Source organism: Sphaerisporangium sp. NPDC051017, assembly GCF_040683095.1.
Lineage (GTDB): Bacteria > Actinomycetota > Actinomycetes > Streptosporangiales > Streptosporangiaceae > Sphaerisporangium.
In genome coordinates this window covers 1-20,496 of the sequence record NZ_JBFBCI010000026.1, presented here as the reverse complement: position 1 = coordinate 20,496, position 20,496 = coordinate 1, and the positions used below count along the sequence as shown (strand labels likewise).

Here is a 20,496-nt window from a genome sequence, read left to right as displayed (position 1 = left end):
GTTCAACGGCGTCCCGGTCATGCTCACGCCCGCGTGAGCGGCGCGGGAACGGATGGGAACGTGTGGGAACGGCGAGGCTGGGCGGTTTCAGGCGCTTGGCGGTAATAGGCTGTGCCGCGTGACCACCGTGCCCGATAAGGAACGTCTGCTGGCCCAGGTCGGTTTCGCCGTGGAAATCGACAAATTGAAGCGTGTGCTCCGCCGTAACACGCTGATGGACGGCTCCCGCAGGGAGAACGACGCCGAGCACTCCTGGTACCTGGGAATGCTGGCCATGGTCCTCGCCGAGCACGCTCCCCCGGGCACCGACCTCGATCGCGTCACGGCCATGCTGCTCGTGCACGACATCGTCGAGATCGACGCGGGCGACACGTTCGTCTACGACGTGACGGCGGCGGAGGTGCAGGAGAAGGCCGAGCGCGCCGCGGCGGACCGCATCTTCGGCCTGCTCCCCGCGGACCAGACGGCCACGCTGCGCGGTCTGTGGGACGAGTTCGAGGAGCGCGTGACGCCCGAGGCGAGGTTCGCCAAGGCCCTCGACCGGCTGGCGCCGATGCTGGCCAACCACTACAACGAGGGCGGGAGCTGGGCGCGTCACGGGGTAACGGTCGAACAGGTGATGGAGAAAGTGGAGATCATCCGGGAGGGATCGCCGACGTTGGGCGACTACGCGACGGAGATCGTCGAGCTTTCGGCGGCCCGTGGCCACCTGGCTCGCGGCCGCGCGTAGCAGCCTTCGCGGTGTTCCCTCCGGGCCTTAGGGGTACGTCCCCTAAGGCGAGAGGGGGGCGAAAGTGGAGGAAACTTCGAAGTCCATCAACTCGCGACGCCGCCGCACGATCCGGGAGTCTTTGGGACTTGGAACCCTATCGTTGCCGGTGAAGGCCACCGAGCGCCTGGAGCACGTCAAGGCGGGCGACCAGCTGATCGTGCGGCTGGCGAGAACCATTCGTAAACGGCTCCCCCTGGGCAGCCCGGCCAGAGACCTGCTCCACGGCGTTCCCACCGGTCACCCCTTGCATCCCCCGCTCGCGATCGTCAGCCTGGGCTGCTTCACGGCGACGGCCGTGCTGGACGCGATCGACGCCGACCCCCGCGCCTCGCAGGCCGTGCTCGCCACCGGCGTCGCCGGGGCCATCCCCGCCGCGGCGGCCGGGATCACCGACTGGTCGGTCCTGCATCTGGAACAGCAGCGCGTGGGGTTCGTCCACGCGCTGGTCAACCTGACGGCCCTCGGCCTGTACTCGGGTTCGCTCATGCTGCGACTGGCGGGCAGGCAGCGCGCCGGGAAGGCGCTCGCGTTCGCCGGGCTCACCGCGGCCGGCGTGGGCGGGTACCTCGGCGGGCACCTCGCCTACCGGATGGCCGCCGGGCCCACGCACGCCGAGCCCACGACGCACCTCGTCCCCCTCGGCTGGCACGACCTGTGCCGCCTGTGGGACCTGCCGGACGGACGGCCGGTGCCCCGGCGGCTCGGCTACATCCAGCTCTTCGTGCTGCGGCACGGTTCCACGGTGAAGGTCCTCGCCGACCGGTGCTCGCACCTGGCGGGGCCGCTGCACCAGGGGCGGCTCAAGCTGGAGGGCGACGAGGTGTGCGTGGTGTGCCCGTGGCACGGCAGCACCTTCCGGCTGGAGGACGGCGCGGTCGTCCACGGCCCGGCGACCTCTCCGCAGCCCTCGTTCGAGGTCAACGTGCGCGGGGACGGGCTCGTCCAGGTCCGCCCGCGGCCGTTCTGAGAGCGGTGTTCATGGCCTCGCTCCGCTCGGCTGGTCCAGGGCGTCCAGTTCGGGCCGGTCGGAGGCGGGGTGCTCCACGAGGGCCAGGATGCGGCTCGCCATGAACCGCGCCGTGCGGACGGGCGTGCCGCTCCTGGTGACCTCGCTGACCTCGACGAGGCCACGGCGGGTATCGACCTCGACACGGCGACCGGCCTTCGTCGCCACGACCTCGTACGTGCGGGGCGTACCGCCCGCGTCTATGACGATCTCAACCCGGTCACCCTTCATGTCCGGGTAAATACCCACTTGCTGGTGCGGCTATCCGTACACCAGTTTGACAATCGCGACGACTCCGACGCACACGATCACGGCCCTCAGCACCCGCGGCGGCAGCCTGCGCCCCACCCGGGCCCCGACGAAGCCGCCGACGAGCGAGCCGAGGGCGATCAGCAGGGCGGCCCACCAGTCGACGTGCGCGATGAACGAGAAGAGCACGGCCGCCGTGAAGTTGACCACCAGCGACAGCAGGTTCTTGGCGGCGTTGACGCGCTGGAGGTGGTCCTCCAGGAACGTGCCGAGCAGCCCGATCAGCACCACCCCCTGCGCCGCGCCGAAGTATCCGCCGTACACGGCCGCCGCGAACACCCCGAACCACAGCCACGGCCCGCCGTGCGGGTGCGGCCGGTCCTGGCGGGCGGACAGCCATGCCTGCAGCCGGGGCTGGAGGACCACCATCACGCAGGCGAGCGCGATCAGGACCGGGACGATCACCTGGAACGCCTTGGCGGGCAGGGACAGGAGCAGGAGGCCGCCCACCAGGGAGCCCAGCAGCGAGCCCGCGCCGAGCTTCAGCAGCCGCTCCCGCTGGCCCTTCAACTCCTCGCGGTAGCCGAGCACTCCGGTCACACCGCCCGCCACCAGGCCGACGCTGTTGGACACGTTCGCGACGATCGGCTGGTATCCCAGCGCGAGCAGCGTCGGAAACGTGATCAACGATCCCGAGCCGACGACCGCGTTGATCGCTCCCGCCGCGAGCCCGGCCGCGAGGATCGCGACGACCTCCAACGGTGTCAAAGCCCCACCTTTCGTACGACCCCGCCCGATGGTAGGCGGCCACCGATGCCCGGCACGCGCGAGGGTGCCCCGAGCGGGCCTTGATCGGCGGACCGGATGCCAGGGTACGGAGGCGGGGGACGCGCGGGTCAGACGATGTACGCCTGCGCCCGCGGGACGATGCGGATGGTTCGGTATAAGGCGCAACCGGCAACGGCCACCACGACCATGGCCACGACGAGTTGCGTCATGAGCGCTCCTTGTTGTGCCTGTGGCGCTAGGGGGCCGGCCGGGTTGGTCAGGCCGGGTCAGCCGGGTCAGCCGGGGAGGGCTCGGGCGTACCAGCGGCCGTCGGAGCTTCTCTCCAGGCTCAGGGGGACGCCGAACGTGCGGCTGAGGTTGTCGGCCGTCATGACGTATTCGATCGGGCCCTGGGCCACGACGGACCCGTGGCGCAGCAGCAGCACGTGCGTGAACCCGCTCGGAACCTCCTCGACGTGGTGGGTGACCAGCACCATCGTGGGCGCCGCGGCGTCGTACGCGAGCGCGGACAGCCGCCGCACGAGATCTTCGCGACCGCCGAGATCGAGCCCGGCGGCCGGCTCGTCGAGGAGCAGCAGCTCGGGGTCGGGCATGAGGGCGCGCGCGATCTGGACGCGCTTGCGCTCGCCCTCCGACAGCGTGCCGAACTTCCGCCGGATCAGATGCGCGCACCCGAGCTGGTCGATGAGCTCGACCGCGCGGGTCACGTCCCCCGAGTCGTACTCCTCGTTCCACCGGCCGAGGATCGCGTACGAGGCGGTGAGGACGAGGTCGATGACCTTCTCCTCGGGGGGGACCTTCTCGGCGATCGCCACGCTGGCGAGGCCGATGCGGGGCCGCAGGTCGAAGACGTCCGTCTGGCCGAGCCGCTCGCCGAGGATCTCGACCGAGCCTTCGCTGGGGTACAGGAGCGCCGCCGTCACCTGGAGCAGCGTCGTCTTCCCCGCCCCGTTGGGGCCGATGACGACCCAGCGCTCGTCCTCCTCGACGGTCCAGTCGATGCCCCGCAGCAGGGCCGCGCCATCTCTGCGGACGGCGACGTCCTGGAGCCGAAGCACCTGACCACCCATCGCCAATACCTCCTGACATGTGATCCGGACCGGTCCGGGCAACCCCGGGACGACCCGGCTTCACCGTGCGAGTAGCCCCCGCCCGATGTCTCCGGACCAAACCTATTGCAGCATCAACGCATATCGTGGATCGGTGCACCCCGATTCACCGATCTCCGCCACCTTGGTCGCATGGGGCAACGCCTGGCTTGCCGGACATGTCGGTCTTGATGAAGCCGTGGACCGGCTGGAGCGCGCCGCGGGTCCCCACGTCGTCGCCGCCGACGGGGACGAGACCCCCCTGCGCGTCTTCCTCGCCGAGCGACGCGTCGACGGCCTGACCGGTCTGCGCCTCTCGCTGCCCGCCGCAGGCGACCCGCTCGGTCTCACCGGGCCTCCCTCCTACACCATGGCCGCCGTCGACGCCGGTGAGGCCGTCACGGCCGTGCTGTCCGGCCGCTGCCTCGGCCTGGTCCCGTCCCTCGACCGCCGCGGCTCGTCCTACACCGGGATCCGCTGGACGGCCATGGACGCCTCCGCCACCCCGCCCGACGTCCCGAGCCTCGCCGAGGCCGAGAACGCGCTCACGACGGCGATGCGCTCCGCCACGGACGCGCTGCTCACGGTCGAAGGCCCCGAGATGGGCCAGCCCACCCTCGCCCACGCCGACGACGGCCTCGCCCCCGGGTACGCCGCCCGGGCCCACCGCGTCGCCGCCCTCACCGCGCGGCTCGCCTCGGTGCTGCGCGTCGCCGACGAGCGCGGGCTCACGTCCGGGCAGATCGCGGTGCGCGGCCAGGCCCTGCGTGACCTGGACCGCGCGGTGCGGCGGGCGCGGGTGGCCGCGCACAACTCGATCATCGAGGGACGGCAGGCTCCGGGCGGGCTGAGGCCGGGCTCGCGTCCCTGAACCCCACCCCAGGCCCCGTGACGCACGACGCGCGGCCCCGGCCCCTGGCGCGGCGGACCCGCCTCAGACGAGCCCGTGACGCACGGCGTACAGCGCCGCCTGGGTGCGGTCCTGGACGCCGAGCTTCATCAGCACGTTCGAGACGTGGGTCTTGACGGTCTTCTCGGCGACGACGAGCTCACGGGCGATCTCGCGGTTCGACCGCCCAGACGCGATCAGCGCCAGCACCTCGCGCTCGCGCTCGGTCACCACGGCGAGCGGCGCGGGACCGTCCTGCGCCTCCGCGTCCGGCCCGGCGAGCATGGCCTCGGCCGCCTCGGGCGCGAGCAGCACCTGGCCGCCGTGCACCGCGCGGATCGCCCGCACCAGCGCGCCCGGGTCGACGTCCTTGTAGAGGAAGCCCGAGGCCCCCAAGCGCATGGCCGGCGCGACGTCCCCCGGGTCGCTCACGGACGTCAGCACGATGACCCGGACGCCGAGGCCGCGCTCGGCCAGCAGCCGCAGGGCGCCCAGGCCGTCCAGCACGGGCATCTTCAGGTCGAGCAGCAGCACGTCCGGGGCGAGCGAGGCGGCCAGCTCCACGGCCTCGGCCCCGTCGCACGCCTCGCCGACGACGTCGAGGTCGTCCTGCAGGTCCAGGAACGTGCGCAGGCCCTGGCGCACCACCGGGTGGTCGTCGGCGATGAGGACGCGGACCACGGCGCTCACGCGGCACCTCCGGGAACGCGGGCGGCCTCACGAGTGGTCACGCCGGCACCTCCAGGTAGACCGTCGTGCCCGCGCCCGGCTCCGAGGCCACGCGCAGCGACCCGCCCAGACGGTGTTCGGGGTGCGGCCCGGGTCCGCCGAGATGCCGAGCGCCGGGCGGCCGTTCAGCCACGACCTGGTGACCGCGCTGGTCACCCGGGGATCCTGATCGCGCCGATCACCCTGCACACCGGGGTCGCCTCGCCGGAGAAGGACGCGCAGGCGAGGAACTGGTCGCGGGGTCGTACAAGGAGGCGTTGCGCGAAAGATACCTTTGGCATGAATTCGGAGACCTACACCTGATCGTGCCCGTGTAAATATCCAATAAAGTGACATACAAGGACGTTCCAAGTCCGATGTTCGATGCTTGACACGTCGTTCAGTCACTCAACGGGAGAACACTCCATGCGACGGCACCTCTCCGCTCTCGCCGCACTCACCATTGCCGGATCCCTCGCGGGCGCCTCGCTCGCCGCCCCGGCCACGGCGGCGACCACGGCCGCGTCGGCCTCCGCGAGCGCCGCCCACGTGGCCGCCGCTCCGCAGTCCCCGCTGACCACCAAGGTGGTCTGGGACAAGGCCGTCCGCGCCGGCGGCACGATCACCTACACGCTGAAGAGCACCAACAAGGGCGAGTGGGCGACCGACCTCGCCGGGCTCTTCGGCACCCTTCCCAAGGGCGCGAGCAAGGTCCGCGTCGTGAGCAAGTCGAAGGCGTACTGCGAGCTTTCCGGCCGCAGCCTGTTCTGCATCTACGACACCCTCGAGCCGGGCAAGTCCGCCGGGCTCAAGGTGAAGGTGTGGCTGAAGAAGAGCACCCGTGGCACGGCGGTCGCGGAGTTCGGCCACTTCTCCATCGACGTCCCCTCCGGCGTCGACATCACCAACGAGGAGGAGCTCAACAAGCTCGACATCCAGGACGAGATCCTCTGGAAGAACTTCAAGACCAAGATCGTGCGCTGATCACAGGGCTCACGCCCTTGGACGAGCGCGTGTACGCGGCAGGCGTGCGCCCTTCATGGGGGCGGTGACGCCCGCGGGTCCTGACGAGGCGGCCACCGGACACACCGGTGGCCGCCTCGTCGTTATTCTGTTCCGTTACTCAGAGATATCTCGTCCGCTTCTGAGTAATCATTTGTGGATAAACTGTAAAAAAGTCGTGCCCCATCGTGGATCATGATAAAAAAGGTGCCGCTTACCGCGGGTTTCCCCCGAGGCACCCGTTCCGGGGTCTTCGGCGACTCCCGCACCCGGGCTTCTCACGTCCCAGGCGGCCTCCCTTACCACCGCCGGGGAACGGTTTCCCTCCCGCCCGGGAACCCACGCTCCACCGCGCCGGGAACCTTCGCGTCCCCCGGCGTACGGGACCGCGCGGCCTCGCGTCACGGGAACGTTCCCATGACGCGCGAGCCCGTGGCCCCCGTCCGTCCCCCACAATCTGGAGATCCTGCATGCGCCACCCGATCGCCAAGATCGCGACCGCGGCCGTGGCCGTCCCGATGACGGGCGCCCTGCTCCTGGCCGCCACCCCGGCCTCAGCGGAGCCGGTCACCCGCGCGTCCCGCGCGACCAGCGCGACGCCCCACTCGTTCCTCTCGGCCGCCTCGACGGGCACCGCCACGACCACGGCGAAGACGGCCGACGACGCGTACTCGAGCTTCTCCGTCCAGGTCACCGGGCCGAAGAAGGCCAAGCGGGGCGGGGAGATCACCTACCGCATCAAGGGCCTCAACAAGGGCCCGTGGACGGCCGACGACTTCTACCTCGGCGGCACCCTCCCCAAGGGCATCCGCGGCACGGTGTACTTCGACGGGCCGAAGGGCACCAAGTGCGGTTTCTACTACGACGGCTTCTGGTGCTGGCCGCCCCACGTCCTGGAGAAGGGCGAGGACAGCTGGCTGACCATCACCGTCCGGCTCAAGAAGTCCACCAAGGGCACGGTGGCCGCGAAGCTCGGCGTCAACAGCTGGGACTGGCCGACCGGCTCGGAGAACCTCAGCCGCGAGGAACTGAAGAAGATCGGCATCAAGAGCTGGTACTTCACCAAGTCCGTGAAGACCAAGATCGCCGGCTGACCGCGCCGAGGGTCGTCCGCCCGCGAACGGCCGGGCGACCCTCCGCCGCGGCGGATCCCGCGCGACCGCGCCGCGCGCCACTCGTGCCGTGGCGCCTCCCAGGCGTCACGCCGGAGCCCCACGCTCCGGCCTTGAGCGCCGCCCGGAACCTCAGGCCGCCATGAGCGCGTCGTGCCGCCGCGGGGAGTCACCGGAGACCGTGGCGTGCGCGATGCCCGCCAGCGACCGCCGGGAGACGCCGCTGTCCGGCGCGTAGGCGATCACCGGGAACATCGTCACCTCGATCACCAGCCCGCGCGCCGCGATCACCCGTCCGAGCGACGCCAGCAGCGTGTCGTCGCCCACGAACGCCGGCCCCGTCGCCGGGTTCTGGTCGCCGTCACGGAAACGCAGCCGGATCGGCCGGATCGGCGCGCCCGCGTCGATCGCCGCCTGGAACATCGCCGGACGGAACGGACCCATGCCCCGGCCGCACGTCGTCGTGCCCTCGGGGAAGACGGCGACGTCGTGTCCCGCGGCGAGCGCGTCCGCGACGTCCCGCACGGTGCCGGGCAGCGTCGAGAGCCGCTCCCGATCGATGAAGATCGCACCGCCGCGCGCGACCATCGACCCGAGCACCGGCCACCCGGCGATGTCGCTCTTGGCCAGGGGCTTGCACGGCATGATCGCCGCCACCACCAGCGGGTCCAGCCACGAGACGTGGTTGGCCACCAGCAGCGTGCCTCCCCGCGCCGGTTCCTGCACCGGGAGCACGGCCGAACCGCCCAGCACCGAGAACCCCTGCACGACCTCCAGGCGGATTCCCAGCACCCGCAGCAGCGCCCGGGCCCAGCTCATGCTCATCTCACTGCGCCGCTTCTCGTCGAACCGGCGGGCGGCGAACGACCACGGGACGCCCGCGACCACCACCGCGAGGGCGCCCAGCACGCGGAGCACCCGCCGGACCGGGCCCACGGTCCGCGCCGGGGCCGTCACGCACGAGGCGACCGTGCACGACGCCACAGGAAGCCAGCTCATTCGGTCACCCCGAGAAAGTGCCGCAGGTAGCGGACGTCGACATTGGCCAGCGACAGCAGGACGAAGAAGTCCGCCGTGCCGAACTCCGGGTCGTGGGCCGGGGCGCCGCAGATCCACGCGCCCAGCCGCAGGTAGCCGCGCAGCAGCGGCGGGATCACGAACCGGTCCGGACGCATCACGCCCTCACCGGACCACTGCCGGTGCGGCGTCACGCGGTACTCCTCCGGCCCGAGCGGGATCTTGTCCAGCACGCCCGCGGCCGCCGCCCCGCCGTCGTCCAGCGGGATCGAGCAGCAGCCACCCAGCCAGGTGAAGCCGCCGCTGACCATGTAGTGGGCGAGTCCCGCCCACATCAGGCCGATCACCGCGCCGCCGCGATGCGCGGGGTGGACGCACGTACGCCCGACCTCGACCATGCCGCCCCGGATGCCGGAAAGCGCCGACAGGTCGAACTCGCCGTCGGAGTAGAGCCGGTCGGACCGCCCCGGCGCCAGCATCCGATACGTGCCGACCACCGTGTCGCCCTCGCGCACCAGCAGGTGGTCGCAATAGGCGTCGAACCTGTCCACGTCCAGCCCGGAGACCGGCGAGTCCAGCCGGGCTCCCATCTCCTCGGCGAACACCTCGTAGCGGAGCCGCTGCGCCGCGCGCAGATCGGCGGGCGTCCTGGCCAACCCCACCGTGTATCGTCCGCGCGCGTCGGTCAGATCTCGTTCCGGAAGCCTCGGGGCTCCGGCGAGTCCGTTCGGTCCGTTCAGTCCATTCAGTCTGGAGAGATCGGGAAGACCGGCGGGGGCGGCGGCTGTGGGGGGATCAGCGGGCACGGCGGCCTGAGCGACGGAGTCGCTCGCGCCGTGGACACGGTCGGTGAAGACCTGGGTCATGGCATGCCTCCTCGTGTGGCATACCCATGAAGACATGGGGAGATGACCATCTCCCGTCCGTATGGTGAACCGCTTACGCGTTCACTCTGAGCGGTCGGTAGCGTTATGCCCGATGAAGCAGCGCACGCTTTTGATCACACTCACCGGCCCCGACCGGCCCGGGGTGACGTCCCGCTTGTTCAGCACGCTGGCGTCCTTCCCGGTGAACGTCGTCGACGTCGAACAGGTCGTCATCCGCGGCCGCCTGGTCCTCGGCGTGCTCGTCATGTACGCCGGCGGGCCCCCCACGGGAACCGGCGGCACCATCGGCGCCATGTGGGCGGCCATCGAGCGCGTGGCCGAAGACCTCGGCATGGAGGTCGAGCTCGCCACCGGCACCGATACCAAGGAGAAGCGCCGCAGAGGGCGCCTCCACGTCACCGTCCTCGGCAACCCGCTGCACCCCGCCGCCCTCGCCGGCATCGCGGGCCGCATCGCCGCCGCCGGGGCCAACATCGACCGCATCGAGCGGCTGGCGCACCTGCCGGTCACGTGCATCGAGCTGGAGGTCTCCGGGGCCGACCCGGCAGCCCTGCGCACCGCGCTGGCGGCCGAGGCCGTCCTCCAGCAGGTCGACGTCGCCGTCCAGCGCTCCGGGCTCCACCGGCGCACCAAACGGCTGATCGTCATGGACGTCGACTCCACGCTCATCCAGGGCGAGGTCATCGAGCTGCTCGCCAACCACGCCGGCTGCATGGAAGAGGTCGAGAAGATCACCTCGGCGGCGATGCGCGGCGAGCTCGACTTCGCCGCCTCCCTGCGCGAGCGGGTGGCGCTGCTCGAAGGGCTGTCCGCCGACGTCTTCGAGCGCGTCCGCAAGGAGGTCGTCCTCACCCCCGGCGCCCGCACCCTGGTACGCACGCTCAAGCGCCTGGACTACCGCTTCGCCATCGTCAGCGGAGGCTTCACCCAGATCACCGACGCTCTGGTGGAGGACCTCGGCATCGACTACTCCGCCGCCAACACCCTGGAAGTCGTGGACGGCAAGCTCACCGGCCGCGTCGTCGGCGAGATCGTCGACCGTCCAGGCAAGGCCCGCGCCCTCGAGCGGTTCGCGCGGGAGGCCGGCATCCCGATCAACCAGACGGTCGCCATCGGCGACGGCGCCAACGACCTCGACATGATCGGCGCCGCCGGGCTCGGCATCGCCTTCAACGCCAAGCCCGTGCTGCGGCAGGCCGCCGACGCCGCGGTCAACGTCCCCTACCTGGACACGATCCTTTACCTGCTCGGCATCTCCCGCGAGGAGGTCGAGGCCGCCGACGCCGAGGACGGCCTGACGCCGCCCGCGGCGGGAAGCCCGCACCACTGACGCGTTCCCGGGCGCGCCACCGCGCCCGGACGCGTCGGCGCCCCGACCGGTCTCTGTTTCAGTCGCCCATCAGCGCCTCAGTCGCCCTGCGGCGCATCAGTCGTGCTTCGGCGTCCAGCGGCTGATCACCCGCGCGTCGCCCGGGCCGAGCCCGGCCCAGCCGCCCGTCTCCAGCACCGCGAACGCCCCCGGCGGGAAGCCCTCGTCGTCGCGCGACAGGCTCAGGTTGACGACCAGCTCATGCACGCCCGGATTGTGACCGACCAGCAGCAGCGTCGAGACGTCGTCGTCGGTGCGCCCGATCAGTTCGAGCAGCTCGTCCGGATACGCCTCGTAGATCTCGCTCTCCAGGTGCAGCGGAGCGGCGGGCGCGAGGTCCGCCAGGGCCAGCTCGGCGGTCTGCCGCGTCCGCAGGGACGGGGAGCACAGCACAAGATCCGGAGACAGGCCCATCGCCTTCAAGGTCTGCCCGGCACGCGCGGCGTCGCGCTCGCCGCGATGCGTCAGCGGACGTTCCCGGTCGGCCAGCCCGGGGACGTGCGCGGCCTTGGCGTGTCTCAGGACGATCAGCGTGTTCATCCCCTCAACTATCCCATTACACGCGTACGGCTACCGCCCAGCCTCGGGCGGTAGCCGCAGGTTTCGCGTCCCCGGACCTCACCGCGCGCTCGACGCGGCGGCCCGGAAGCGGACTAGCTGGAGACCTTCGCGGGCTCGGCCCGCGCGCTCGGGTCCTCGTTCGCCGGGGCGATGCCCGTCGAGCGCCGCTTGGAGACGACCACCGCGCCGACCACGATCACCACCGCGACCAGCGTGACGCCGACGCGCAGCACCGCGTTGTCGGCGTAGGTCACGACGGCCGGGGCGATCAGCAGGGCCACCAGGTTCATGACCTTGATCAGCGGGTTGATGGCCGGGCCCGCGGTGTCCTTGAACGGGTCGCCGACGGTGTCGCCGATGACCGTGGCCGAGTGCGCCTCCGAGCCCTTGCCGCCGTGGTGGCCGTCCTCGACCAGCTTCTTGGCGTTGTCCCACGCGCCACCGGAGTTGGCCAGGAACACCGCCATCAGCGTGCCCGCGGCGATCGCGCCCGCCAGGTAGGCGCCGAGCGGCGCGTACCCGAGGGCGAAACCGACCGCGATCGGCGTCATGACGGCGAGCAGACCCGGCGTCGCCAGCTCACGCAGCGAGTCGCGGGTGCAGATGTCGACCACGCGGCCGTAGTCGGGCAGCTCGGCGCCGGACATGATGCCCGGCTTGGTGCGGAACTGCTCGCGGACCTCGTACACCACGCGCCCGGCCGCCCGGCCCACCGCGCTGATCGCCAGGCCGGAGAAGAAGAACACGACCGCCGCGCCGATGACCAGGCCGACGAGCACGTTCGGCGCGTCCACGCTCAGGCTGAACGAGCTGAACGAACCGAGAGCCTCCTTCACCCCGGCGGACGCGCTCGCCAGCTTCAGCTCGACCGCCGTACGGAACGACCCGAACAGCGCCGTCGCGGCGAGCACCGCCGTCGCGATCGCGATGCCCTTGGTGATGGCCTTGGTGGTGTTACCGACCGCGTCCAGGGAGGTGAGGATCCGCGCGCCCTCGCCCTCGACGTCGCCCGACATCTCGGCGATGCCCTGGGCGTTGTCGGAGACCGGGCCGAAGGTGTCCATCGAGACGATGACGCCGACCGTGGTCAGCAGTCCCGTACCGGCCAGGGCGACGGCGAACAGCGCCACCGTCACGTTGCCGAAGCCCAGCAGGAACGCACCGTACACGGCGCCGCCGATGAGCAGCGCGGAGTAGACCGCGGACTCCAGGCCGACCGAGATGCCGGACAGGATGACGGTCGCCGGGCCGGTCAGCGAGCTCTCGCCGATCTCCTTCACGGGACGGCGGTTGGTCTCGGTGAAGTAGCCGGTGAGCACCTGGATCGCGCTCGCCAGCACCAAGCCGACCAGCACCGCGCCGATCGCGATCAGACGCGGGTCGGCGTCGAGCTGCGCCACGCCGGCGCTCACACCGCTGAGCTCGGAGAACGTCGCGGGCAGGTAGGCGTAGGCCGCCACCGCCACCAGGACCGCCGAAATGACCGCGGAGATGAAGAAACCTCGGTTGATCGCCGCCATCCCGGAGCGATCCCCGTTGCGCGGAGCCGTGGTGAAGATGCCGATGATCGCGGTCAGCACGCCGATCATGGGGACGATCAGCGGGAACACCAGGCCCTCGGTGCCGAAGGCCGCCTTGCCCAGGATGAGGCTGGCGACGAGCATGACCGCGTAGGACTCGAACAGGTCGGCCGCCATGCCGGCGCAGTCGCCGACGTTGTCGCCCACGTTGTCGGCGATCGTGGCCGCGTTGCGGGGGTCGTCCTCGGGGATGCCCTGCTCGACCTTGCCCACCAGGTCGGCGCCCACGTCGGCCGCCTTGGTGAAGATGCCGCCGCCGACTCGCATGAACATCGCGAGCAGCGCCGCGCCGAAGCCGAAGCCCTCCAGGACGCTGGGCGCGTCGCCCTTGTAGATGAAGACGACGATCGCCGCGCCCAGCAGGCCCAGGCCCACCGTGAACATGCCGGCCACGCCGCCGGTACGGAAGGCGATGCGCATCGCCGGCTTCTCGCCCGCCTCACGGGCGGCGGCGGCGACGCGGACATTGCCCCGCACCGCCAGCCACATGCCCATGAAGCCGGTCAGCGCGGAGAACACCGCGCCGACCACGAAGAAGACCGAGCGCCCGATGGCCACGCCGGTCGACTCCGACGGCAGCAACAGCAGCAGGAATGGGATGAGAATGACAAAGATGGCAAGAGTTCTGAACTGCCGCGTGAGATACGCGGCTGCGCCTTCCTGCACCGCGCGCGCGATGTTCTGCATACGCTCGGTGCCCTGACCGGCGCCGAGCACCTCGCGGACGAGACCGCCCGCGACGGCCAGCGCGATCAGCGCCACCGCGGCCACCACGATCACGATCGTGAGGTGGGAACCGCTTAGAGATACCGCTGCGGCGTCGTCAGCGGCGAGATAGAGCCTAGACATCCGTCCTCCTCGGCCAGACGGGTAGGTCCAAGCTCAGACCGCGCTGCGGAATGAGTCGGGGGGCGGCGCGCATCCGAGCTGGATTGGCAGTGCCGCTTCCGGTAACGTCCGCAGACCTCCCGCAGGGCATCGTCGATCTGCGGGGACATAAACCTTGGCCGGTGCGGGGAGTCTACGCAGGCACGCGCCAGATATGAAGCCTCTTCGGCCAGCTAATTAGGGCTCCGTCCAGTAAGCGCCGCGCCTTTGCCCCGCAAGGGCATGGTTTTCCAGGCACGATGCCGCGCAACGTCCGGATTACCGTCAGGGATTTATTGCCATAGCTTTGTGTCCATAACTCCGGAGACATACCTGCCGCCCCCGCCTCCGACACTCCGAACCGACGCCGCATACCCGTCAGAGATGATCAGCCGGCCCTCCGCCCAAACTTTTCCCCTTGCCCCATTTTCCTCCCTTCACACCGCCGTCACAAAACCGCCACAAACCTTTCCTCTCCCCGTCACCACCACCAGCCCCCACCCCCGAGACCCGACCCACACGCCAAGCCCTCGCCCTATTCAACGCCGCGGCGGCGGGAAGGGACGGCGGCGATGTCGGCGCCGCGTACGGCGAGTGTCCCGGTCGGGTGTTCGGCTCGCAGGCACGGTTCGGCCCTGGCTCCACGGAACCTCGTGGCACGGGTGAGGCGGCCGGGCCCACGGACCGGCTCAGGATCATGGTGCGGTTCTGTTCATCGGAAGGTCCGGCCGTGTTCTTCTGGGGCTTACACGGGCGGCCGATGCTGCTGGGAGCCGCTTCGAAGCCGCGGCCGTTCCCGAGGGCGCACCGGTAAGGGAAAGGCTACGGCGACAGGCCGGTCGATCACGCACGGCAGCTCCAGCCGCTTGCCGACGTCGGACACCGGCAGATGCCGCATGCCCGACTGGGAACGCTTGCCGGCCTCAGACGCAGGGCACAAGCCGCTCGTCGGCCTCGGACGCCGGTACGGGCCCGTTGTCGGCCCCGGACGGACAACGGTAGGCGGGACACGGCACGTCGGCGGACGGCACTCACGTCCGGCGCGGACCGTTCCACGACGCTCGCGCGCGGCCTCGCCTCCGCCGGAGCGCTCGGACACCAGGTCCGAGACGCTCGGAGGTGATTTCGGAATCGCTTCGATCCCCGTCACGCGGTCCGGTGGTGCGTCAGGGAGTCGGACTCCCGACGTGCGGCTCGGCGACGCGTCAGGGAGTCGTCGCGAAGCCGGTCGCGGCGGCGGGCCAGCTCATTCTGATCCGCAGCCCCTTGGCGCTCGGGTACACCTCGACGTCATCGGCCAGCGCGGCGATGACGGCGATGCCGAACCCGGACATCAGCGTGTCGGCGGGAAGTAGGCCGGCCAGCTCGGTTCCGTTGACGGCTACCGGCGGCCCGTCCTCGTCCTTGTACGCCTGTTCGAGATCGTCGCTCGGGGCGGAGTCGGTGACGGTGACCTCGAAGCGTCCCGACTCGTCGCACAGCTCGATGCGGATCGGCTCGCCGGGGCAGTGAATGCGATGCGCCTCCACTGCCCGTGAGCATGCCTCACCCACGGCGAGCCGTACTTCGTCCAGCAGCGCCTCCGCCACCCCGGTACGGCGGGCGATCGCGGTCGCGACCAGCCGCGCCGTGCGCACGTGGGCCGGCAGCGCGCTGAACGTCAGCTCGACGGTGGCCATGACTACTTGTCTCGGCCGTGAGCTTCCTTGGCCTCTTCGACCGAGGCGTAAATCCCGAAGACCTTCGTGAGACCGGTGATCCGGAAGATCTTGAGGATGCGCTCCTGCGTACAGACGAGCTCCAGGGAGCCGTCGTGCGCCCGAACGCGCTTGAGCCCGCCGACCAGGACACCAAGACCCGTGGAGTCGAGGAAGTCCACCTTCTCCATGTTGACGAGGAGGTGGAAGTTGCCCTTGTTGACCAGGTCGATCAGCAGCTCACGCAGCCTCGGCGCGGTATAGACGTCGATCTCACCCTCGACTTCCACGATGGTGAGTCTGTCTTCAGTGTGGTGGTCCAACTTCAGGTCCACAGATCCTCCAGCGCCTTGCCTGCTGAGTCCACGACGAGGGGTCTGACATGCTGGGACCCCGGGTCCCAGCGCGCAATACCCTGACGCGCGGCATTCAACCACGCCCCGTCTTCGTGTCTATACGAAATCACGACTCCGGGCGACTCTCCCCCAAGATGCCAAACTGGAAACCAGTGACTGCGACTACTTCACCCTCGCGGCGACCAGGCCCGATCCTCACACGCCTGCTCGCGACACCCGCACGCCGGGAGCGTGTCACCCATGTGGAGCACGTTCCCGCACGTCAGGCGGGTCATGTGCATTGGCCGGACTGGGTTGCTGAGCCCCTCGTCAGCCGCCTGAGAGATCTCGGCGTCGACGGCCTCTGGAAGCACCAGGCGATGGCCGCCGACCTGGTACATCGTGGCCAAAACGTGATCATTGCCACAGGCACGGCTTCGGGAAAATCTTTGGCTTACCTGGTGCCGGCCGTGTCGGAGATCCTTTCCGGAGGCACCGTCCTCTACCTCACGCCGACCAAGGCCCTCGCCGCCGACCAGCTGCGGTCGCTCAAGGGGCTGGAGCTCGAACAGGTGCGGGCGGCGACCTACGACGGTGACACCCCGCCCGATGAGCGCCAGTGGGTGCGGCGGCACGCCAACTACGTGCTGACCAACCCCGACATGCTCCATCGGTCGATGCTGCCCCACCACTCGGCGTGGACGTCCTTCTGGCGGCGGCTGAAGGTCGTCGTCGTGGACGAGTGCCACGGCTACCGCGGCGTCTTCGGGTCGCACGTGGCCCAGATCCTTCGCCGGCTGCGCCGGATATGCGCGAAGTACGGCTCCCGTCCGGTGTTCATCCTCGTCTCGGCCACGGTCAGCGACCCCGCGGTCGCGGCGATGCGCCTCACCGGGCTTGAGATGGCCGAGGTGACCTCGGACGCGTCTCCCCGGGGTTCCACTACCTTCGCGCTCTGGGAGCCGCCCCTGACCGATCTGCGGGGCGAGGGGGGCGCACCCGTCCGGCGCACGGTTACGGCCGAGACCGCCGACCTGCTGACCGACCTGGTGATCGACGACGTGCGGACCCTCGCCTTCGTCCGGTCGCGCCGCGCCGCCGAGACGGTCTCGCTCGTCGCGCGCGGCAACCTGGAGGAGATCTCCCCCGAGCTTCCCGCCAGGGTGGCCGCGTACCGGGCCGGGTACCTCGCCGAGGACCGGCGATCGTTGGAGAAAGCTTTACGGTCAGGGGCCGTCACGGGCCTGGCGACGACCAACGCGCTGGAACTCGGCATCGACGTCTCCGGCCTGGACGCCGTGCTGATCGCGGGCTGGCCCGGCACGAGGGCGTCGCTGTGGCAGCAGGCGGGCCGCGCCGGCCGTGACGGCCAGGACGCGCTCGCCGTGCTCATCGCCCGCGACGACCCTCTCGACACATACCTCGTCCATCACCCCGAAGCCCTCTTCGGGCGGCCGGTCGAGGCGATCGTGCTGGACCCGGACAACCCGTACGTCCTCGGCCCTCATCTGTGCGCGGCGGCGGCCGAGGTCCCGCTGACCGAAGCCGACCTGCCGGTGTTCGGCCCCTCGGCGGAGGCGGTCCTGGACGACCTCGTGGAGCGGGGGCTGCTGCGCAGGCGTGCCCAGGGGTGGTTCTGGACCCGCCGCGACCGCGCGGCCAACCTCGCCGACATCCGGGGCTCGGGCGGCCCCCCGGTGCACGTCGTGGAGTCGTCCACGGGACGGCTGCTCGGCACCGTGGACGAGCCGTCCGCCCACACCGCCGTCCACACGGGAGCGGTGTACCTCCACCAAGGGGACACCTACGTCGTCGACCTGCTCGACCTGGACGCGAGCGTCGCCCTCGTCTCGGGGGCCACGCCGGACTACTCCACCTTCGCCAGGGATGTCACCGACATCTCCGTGCTGGAGTCCCTGCGCTCGCACCCGTTCGGGCCGGGCGAACTGCACTTCGGCACCGTGGAGGTGACCCGGCAGGTCGTCTCCTTCCTCAAGCGCCGCGTGCAGAGCGGCGAGGTGCTCGGCGAGGAGCCTCTGGACCTTCCGCCGCGCACCCTGCGGACCCGGGCCGTCTGGTGGACGCTGCCGCCCGAGGCCGTGGCCCCGCTCCTGGCGGCCGGGTACGACCTCGGTGGTTCGGCGCACGCCGCCGAGCACGCATCCATCGGCCTGCTGCCGCTCTTCGCCACCTGCGACCGCTGGGACATCGGCGGCGTCTCCACGGAGGTGCACCTCGACACCGGCCTGCTCACGGTCTTCGTGTACGACGGCCACGAAGGCGGAGCCGGCTTCGCCGAACGCGGCTACGCCCGCGCCCACGACTGGCTCACGGCCACCCGCGAGGCCATCGCGTCCTGCGAATGCGAGCGAGGCTGCCCGTCGTGCATCCAGTCCCCCAAGTGCGGCAACGGCAACGACCCCCTGGACAAACAAGGCGCCCTGACCCTCCTCCAAACCCTCCTGACCCCCTCCCACCCCGCCTGACCGCCCGCTCCCCCACCCCGTGCCCCGAACTGTTGGGTGGGTTCGGGGGCGTTGGGTTGGTGATCAGGGACATCACAACCTCGGACCGCCGACCCCCAACCGCTGACCGCCGCCTCGGACCACCGGCCACCACCGCGCCGCCGACCGCATTGCAAGGGGGCGGCGCCCAGCCGAGACACGGCAGGTCAGCGAGGGCCGGCTCGGGAGGTTGCCACGATCGAGCGGCTGCCCGCCCAGGGGATCGTCAACGGGATGACCACGCTGACGTCCACGACTCCGGCGTCAACGGCGCATCTGCTCACAGTGGCGCCATTGGCGTGCGCGATATCGCGGGCCAGGCGGCAGGCCCGCTCCGGAGCGGCGAGCGCCTGACTCGCCCCCGCCAGCGCGCTGAGGTCGGCGGCCGACTGCGCCCGATGACGCCCCACCCTCGCCACGCCCGCCATCAGCAACACCCCGGCCAGCAACCAGACCAGTGCCATGGCCCCGACCACCCAGACGGTCGCCGAACCACGATCACCGGCCACCCGCCTCAGCGAGCGGTGCCGTCCCCCGGCCCTGCGGCACGTGCCCGCACCGAAGCCCCTGCGCATCCGGCTCACCACGACCATCACCCCCTTCCCAGTCGAACCTCAGGACTTCAATCCGCACTGCTCGCGGGAGGGTCGGCATTGCTCGGCGGAGGGTCGTCGGCACCCGGCTCTGTGGTGGACACCGCGGACGCGCTCACCGGGATCGGCGGTACCGCGATGGCCCAGCCTGGCCGTATCGAGGCCGAGACGGTGACGCGGCTCACGCTCGGCTGACGCACCACCGAAACGGTCGCCTCGGGAGGCCCGGCACGCGCGGCGGCGTGGCGCACGGCATCCAGCGGCTCGCCCCTCGCCGCGGCCCTCGCCCCCGCACGAGCGGCGTCGACGCACTCCAACTGGGCCGCGACGACCGTGAGCGCCCACAACGCCGCTCCGAGCACGAGCGCCAGCGACGGCAGCGCCACGGCCATCTCAGCCGTCACCGACCCCCTGTCGGACGCCCTTGCTCCCCGCCCCCGTCGACCGCCCGACCCTGGTGACGAGCGACTGAAGACGTCCACCACCAGGAACCACAACCCCGTGAACCAACCGACCACCCACCACAACCCCGCAAGTCGACCTACCACCCAGCGCAACCCCATGGACCGGAGCCGACAACGCGACGGGCTTGGCATAACGCGCTTATGACCTGCACGAAAGAACCAATCGGTACAAATAGCACCAAACACGCCTATACCCCCATAGATCAAGCCCCTGGATGACCTGCGCCCCCAGGACGGCCCCGTCGCTGGACGGGGGCCGCCCCAGGCACGCACCCCACTTCAGCCCTCAGGTCGCCAGCTTGAGCGCGCGGCCGATGACGTCCGAGAGCATCTTCCGTACCTCCTCACTGCTGACGATCTTGTAGAGCAGGCCGGCGAACGCGCAGGCCGCGATGGTTCCGACCGCGTACTCGGCGGTCGACATGCCCGCCTCGCCCCTGGGCCGCGCCATGACGGTGAGCCGCAGCCCGGAGACGCGAAACCGCTCACCCCACCTCCGCAGCAAACGCCCGGCCCCGAGACCGCCCCTGATCAGCCGCACGGCCGGCATGCGCCCACGGCATGTGTGGATCAACCTGTCCATCGGACCTCCCCTTGAGTCGTCATCGGGGCCGGTGGATGACCGCCCCGGCCCCGGCAGGCGAGACGAGAATGGCCCAGACGACCAGGCGAATCCGGGGCCGAGCGCGATTCTGTGGATGAACGAGCCACATGCGGCAGAGCCTGTGGATAACCGTCGGCAAGGCGGGCTCACCACCCACCCTCGGACGAACGGCAGGGCGCCTACAGGGATGCCTGGAGGCCGGTCTGTCTTCTCCGGCGGGGAGATCAGTCGCTTACTGCCGGAGGGCAGGCCAGTAAGGCTGGCGGTACTCCCAGCCCTCGCTCGCGGGCAGGTGAGGGACGGTGGTCGGGTCAGACATCCCTGGAGCCGGAATGTCAAGCGGCGAGGTCGTGTTGCCGGTGTGACCATGCGGTTGCTTGGTCGTAGGTGGTGTGGGTTTTCA

Annotated in this window: 22 protein-coding genes; 7 read left to right on the top strand and 15 right to left on the bottom strand. The window is 70.6% G+C overall.

Annotated features, from left to right (window positions below):
- The first annotated feature begins 118 nt into the window (after positions 1 to 118).
- The gene (locus AB0M95_RS21215; RefSeq protein ID WP_363767119.1) at positions 119 to 730 is read left to right on the top strand and encodes an HD domain-containing protein; all 612 of its coding nucleotides are present in this window, start codon (positions 119 to 121) and stop codon (positions 728 to 730) included.
- Positions 731 to 878: 148 nt separating this feature from the next.
- On the top strand, positions 879 to 1,739 hold the full coding sequence (locus AB0M95_RS21210) for a Rieske 2Fe-2S domain-containing protein (protein ID WP_358517215.1): 861 nt from the start codon (positions 879 to 881) through the stop codon (positions 1,737 to 1,739).
- Between the two features lie 9 nt (positions 1,740 to 1,748).
- Here AB0M95_RS21210 and AB0M95_RS21205 read toward each other — a convergent pair whose 3' ends face one another.
- The 3 genes from AB0M95_RS21205 to AB0M95_RS21195 all read right to left on the bottom strand — a co-directional run bounded on the left by AB0M95_RS21205 (position 1,749) and on the right by AB0M95_RS21195 (position 3,886).
- On the bottom strand, positions 1,749 to 2,009 hold the full coding sequence (locus AB0M95_RS21205; protein ID WP_363767116.1) for a hypothetical protein: 261 nt from the start codon (positions 2,007 to 2,009) through the stop codon (positions 1,749 to 1,751).
- Positions 2,010 to 2,039: 30 nt separating this feature from the next.
- Positions 2,040 to 2,795 carry a sulfite exporter TauE/SafE family protein gene (locus AB0M95_RS21200; protein WP_358517219.1) on the bottom strand — a complete coding sequence of 252 codons (756 nt, stop codon included), beginning with the start codon at positions 2,793 to 2,795 and terminating at the stop codon, positions 2,040 to 2,042.
- Positions 2,796 to 3,091: 296 nt separating this feature from the next.
- The gene (locus AB0M95_RS21195; protein ID WP_358517221.1) at positions 3,092 to 3,886 is read right to left on the bottom strand and encodes an ABC transporter ATP-binding protein; all 795 of its coding nucleotides are present in this window, start codon (positions 3,884 to 3,886) and stop codon (positions 3,092 to 3,094) included.
- Positions 3,887 to 4,019: 133 nt separating this feature from the next.
- On the opposite strand from AB0M95_RS21195, the gene AB0M95_RS21190 reads away from it, so the two are divergent.
- Complete coding sequence (locus tag AB0M95_RS21190) at positions 4,020 to 4,775, top strand: hypothetical protein (protein ID WP_363767112.1); 756 nt, start codon at positions 4,020 to 4,022, stop codon at positions 4,773 to 4,775.
- Between the two features lie 63 nt (positions 4,776 to 4,838).
- On the opposite strand, the gene AB0M95_RS21185 is transcribed toward AB0M95_RS21190, so the two are convergent.
- Genes AB0M95_RS21185 through AB0M95_RS21175 form a run of 3 tightly spaced genes read right to left on the bottom strand, consistent with a single transcriptional unit; the run spans position 4,839 to position 5,803 of the window.
- Positions 4,839 to 5,474 (bottom strand): response regulator transcription factor, encoded by a 636-nt coding sequence (locus AB0M95_RS21185; RefSeq protein ID WP_363767316.1) that lies wholly within the window; start codon positions 5,472 to 5,474, stop codon positions 4,839 to 4,841.
- A 46-nt stretch (positions 5,475 to 5,520) separates the two neighbouring features.
- Complete coding sequence (locus AB0M95_RS21180; RefSeq protein ID WP_363767109.1) at positions 5,521 to 5,655, bottom strand: hypothetical protein; 135 nt, start codon at positions 5,653 to 5,655, stop codon at positions 5,521 to 5,523.
- A 19-nt stretch (positions 5,656 to 5,674) separates the two neighbouring features.
- Positions 5,675 to 5,803, bottom strand: a complete 129-nt coding sequence (locus tag AB0M95_RS21175) for a hypothetical protein (protein ID WP_363767106.1) — start codon at positions 5,801 to 5,803, stop codon at positions 5,675 to 5,677.
- Positions 5,804 to 5,927: 124 nt separating this feature from the next.
- Here AB0M95_RS21175 and AB0M95_RS21170 point away from each other — a divergent pair, with 124 nt between their 5' ends.
- A complete protein-coding gene (locus tag AB0M95_RS21170) occupies positions 5,928 to 6,485 on the top strand; it encodes a hypothetical protein (protein ID WP_358517227.1) in 558 nt (185 codons plus the stop codon).
- A 488-nt stretch (positions 6,486 to 6,973) separates the two neighbouring features.
- Positions 6,974 to 7,597 (top strand): hypothetical protein, encoded by a 624-nt coding sequence (locus tag AB0M95_RS21165; RefSeq protein ID WP_363767103.1) that lies wholly within the window; start codon positions 6,974 to 6,976, stop codon positions 7,595 to 7,597.
- A 150-nt stretch (positions 7,598 to 7,747) separates the two neighbouring features.
- On the opposite strand, the gene AB0M95_RS21160 is transcribed toward AB0M95_RS21165, so the two are convergent.
- Together AB0M95_RS21160 and AB0M95_RS21155 are read right to left on the bottom strand one after the other, a co-directional pair.
- Positions 7,748 to 8,614, bottom strand: coding sequence for a lysophospholipid acyltransferase family protein (locus tag AB0M95_RS21160; RefSeq protein ID WP_363767100.1), 867 nt, complete (start codon positions 8,612 to 8,614; stop codon positions 7,748 to 7,750).
- On the bottom strand, positions 8,611 to 9,498 hold the full coding sequence (locus AB0M95_RS21155) for a GNAT family N-acyltransferase (RefSeq protein ID WP_363767097.1): 888 nt from the start codon (positions 9,496 to 9,498) through the stop codon (positions 8,611 to 8,613). The genes AB0M95_RS21160 and AB0M95_RS21155 overlap by 4 nt, the downstream gene beginning before the upstream one ends.
- Positions 9,499 to 9,610: 112 nt before the next feature.
- Here AB0M95_RS21155 and serB point away from each other — a divergent pair, with 112 nt between their 5' ends.
- A complete protein-coding gene (serB, locus tag AB0M95_RS21150; protein WP_363767094.1) occupies positions 9,611 to 10,849 on the top strand; it encodes a phosphoserine phosphatase SerB in 1,239 nt (412 codons plus the stop codon).
- A 96-nt stretch (positions 10,850 to 10,945) separates the two neighbouring features.
- Here the strand turns inward: serB and AB0M95_RS21145 are convergent, their stop codons facing one another.
- The 4 genes from AB0M95_RS21145 to AB0M95_RS21130 form a co-directional block, all read right to left on the bottom strand.
- The gene (locus tag AB0M95_RS21145) at positions 10,946 to 11,428 is read right to left on the bottom strand and encodes a histidine phosphatase family protein (protein WP_358517237.1); all 483 of its coding nucleotides are present in this window, start codon (positions 11,426 to 11,428) and stop codon (positions 10,946 to 10,948) included.
- A 113-nt stretch (positions 11,429 to 11,541) separates the two neighbouring features.
- Complete coding sequence (locus AB0M95_RS21140; RefSeq protein ID WP_363767091.1) at positions 11,542 to 13,878, bottom strand: sodium-translocating pyrophosphatase; 2,337 nt, start codon at positions 13,876 to 13,878, stop codon at positions 11,542 to 11,544.
- A gap of 1,223 nt (positions 13,879 to 15,101) precedes the next feature.
- On the bottom strand, positions 15,102 to 15,575 hold the full coding sequence (locus AB0M95_RS21135; protein ID WP_358517241.1) for an ATP-binding protein: 474 nt from the start codon (positions 15,573 to 15,575) through the stop codon (positions 15,102 to 15,104).
- Positions 15,576 to 15,577: 2 nt separating this feature from the next.
- The gene (locus tag AB0M95_RS21130; RefSeq protein ID WP_114029683.1) at positions 15,578 to 15,928 is read right to left on the bottom strand and encodes an STAS domain-containing protein; all 351 of its coding nucleotides are present in this window, start codon (positions 15,926 to 15,928) and stop codon (positions 15,578 to 15,580) included.
- 263 nt (positions 15,929 to 16,191) lie between these two features.
- On the opposite strand from AB0M95_RS21130, the gene AB0M95_RS21125 reads away from it, so the two are divergent.
- A complete protein-coding gene (locus AB0M95_RS21125) occupies positions 16,192 to 18,414 on the top strand; it encodes a DEAD/DEAH box helicase (protein ID WP_363767087.1) in 2,223 nt (740 codons plus the stop codon).
- Between the two features lie 185 nt (positions 18,415 to 18,599).
- On the opposite strand, the gene AB0M95_RS21120 is transcribed toward AB0M95_RS21125, so the two are convergent.
- The 3 genes from AB0M95_RS21120 to AB0M95_RS21110 all read right to left on the bottom strand — a co-directional run bounded on the left by AB0M95_RS21120 (position 18,600) and on the right by AB0M95_RS21110 (position 20,072).
- Complete coding sequence (locus AB0M95_RS21120; protein ID WP_363767084.1) at positions 18,600 to 19,025, bottom strand: Rv3654c family TadE-like protein; 426 nt, start codon at positions 19,023 to 19,025, stop codon at positions 18,600 to 18,602.
- 29 nt (positions 19,026 to 19,054) lie between these two features.
- Positions 19,055 to 19,429, bottom strand: a complete 375-nt coding sequence (locus AB0M95_RS21115; protein ID WP_363767081.1) for a TadE family type IV pilus minor pilin — start codon at positions 19,427 to 19,429, stop codon at positions 19,055 to 19,057.
- A 346-nt stretch (positions 19,430 to 19,775) separates the two neighbouring features.
- Entirely contained in the window at positions 19,776 to 20,072 is a 297-nt protein-coding gene (locus tag AB0M95_RS21110) for a DUF4244 domain-containing protein (protein WP_363767078.1), read from the bottom strand.
- Between the last annotated feature and the right edge of the window lie 424 nt (positions 20,073 to 20,496).

Coding starts and splice junctions, on each gene's coding strand:
- AB0M95_RS21205 (WP_363767116.1), bottom strand. CDS start 2,009: ATGAAGGGTGACCGGGTTGAGATCGTCATAGACGCGGGCGGTACGCCC.
- AB0M95_RS21195 (WP_358517221.1), bottom strand. CDS start 3,886: ATGGGTGGTCAGGTGCTTCGGCTCCAGGACGTCGCCGTCCGCAGAGAT.
- AB0M95_RS21175 (WP_363767106.1), bottom strand. CDS start 5,803: ATGCCAAAGGTATCTTTCGCGCAACGCCTCCTTGTACGACCCCGCGAC.
- AB0M95_RS21170 (WP_358517227.1), top strand. CDS start 5,928: ATGCGACGGCACCTCTCCGCTCTCGCCGCACTCACCATTGCCGGATCC.
- AB0M95_RS21165 (WP_363767103.1), top strand. CDS start 6,974: ATGCGCCACCCGATCGCCAAGATCGCGACCGCGGCCGTGGCCGTCCCG.
- AB0M95_RS21160 (WP_363767100.1), bottom strand. CDS start 8,614: ATGAGCTGGCTTCCTGTGGCGTCGTGCACGGTCGCCTCGTGCGTGACG.
- AB0M95_RS21155 (WP_363767097.1), bottom strand. CDS start 9,498: ATGACCCAGGTCTTCACCGACCGTGTCCACGGCGCGAGCGACTCCGTC.
- serB (WP_363767094.1), top strand. CDS start 9,611: ATGAAGCAGCGCACGCTTTTGATCACACTCACCGGCCCCGACCGGCCC.
- AB0M95_RS21145 (WP_358517237.1), bottom strand. CDS start 11,428: ATGAACACGCTGATCGTCCTGAGACACGCCAAGGCCGCGCACGTCCCC.
- AB0M95_RS21140 (WP_363767091.1), bottom strand. CDS start 13,878: ATGTCTAGGCTCTATCTCGCCGCTGACGACGCCGCAGCGGTATCTCTA.
- AB0M95_RS21135 (WP_358517241.1), bottom strand. CDS start 15,575: ATGGCCACCGTCGAGCTGACGTTCAGCGCGCTGCCGGCCCACGTGCGC.
- AB0M95_RS21120 (WP_363767084.1), bottom strand. CDS start 19,025: ATGGTCGTGGTGAGCCGGATGCGCAGGGGCTTCGGTGCGGGCACGTGC.
- AB0M95_RS21110 (WP_363767078.1), bottom strand. CDS start 20,072: ATGGACAGGTTGATCCACACATGCCGTGGGCGCATGCCGGCCGTGCGG.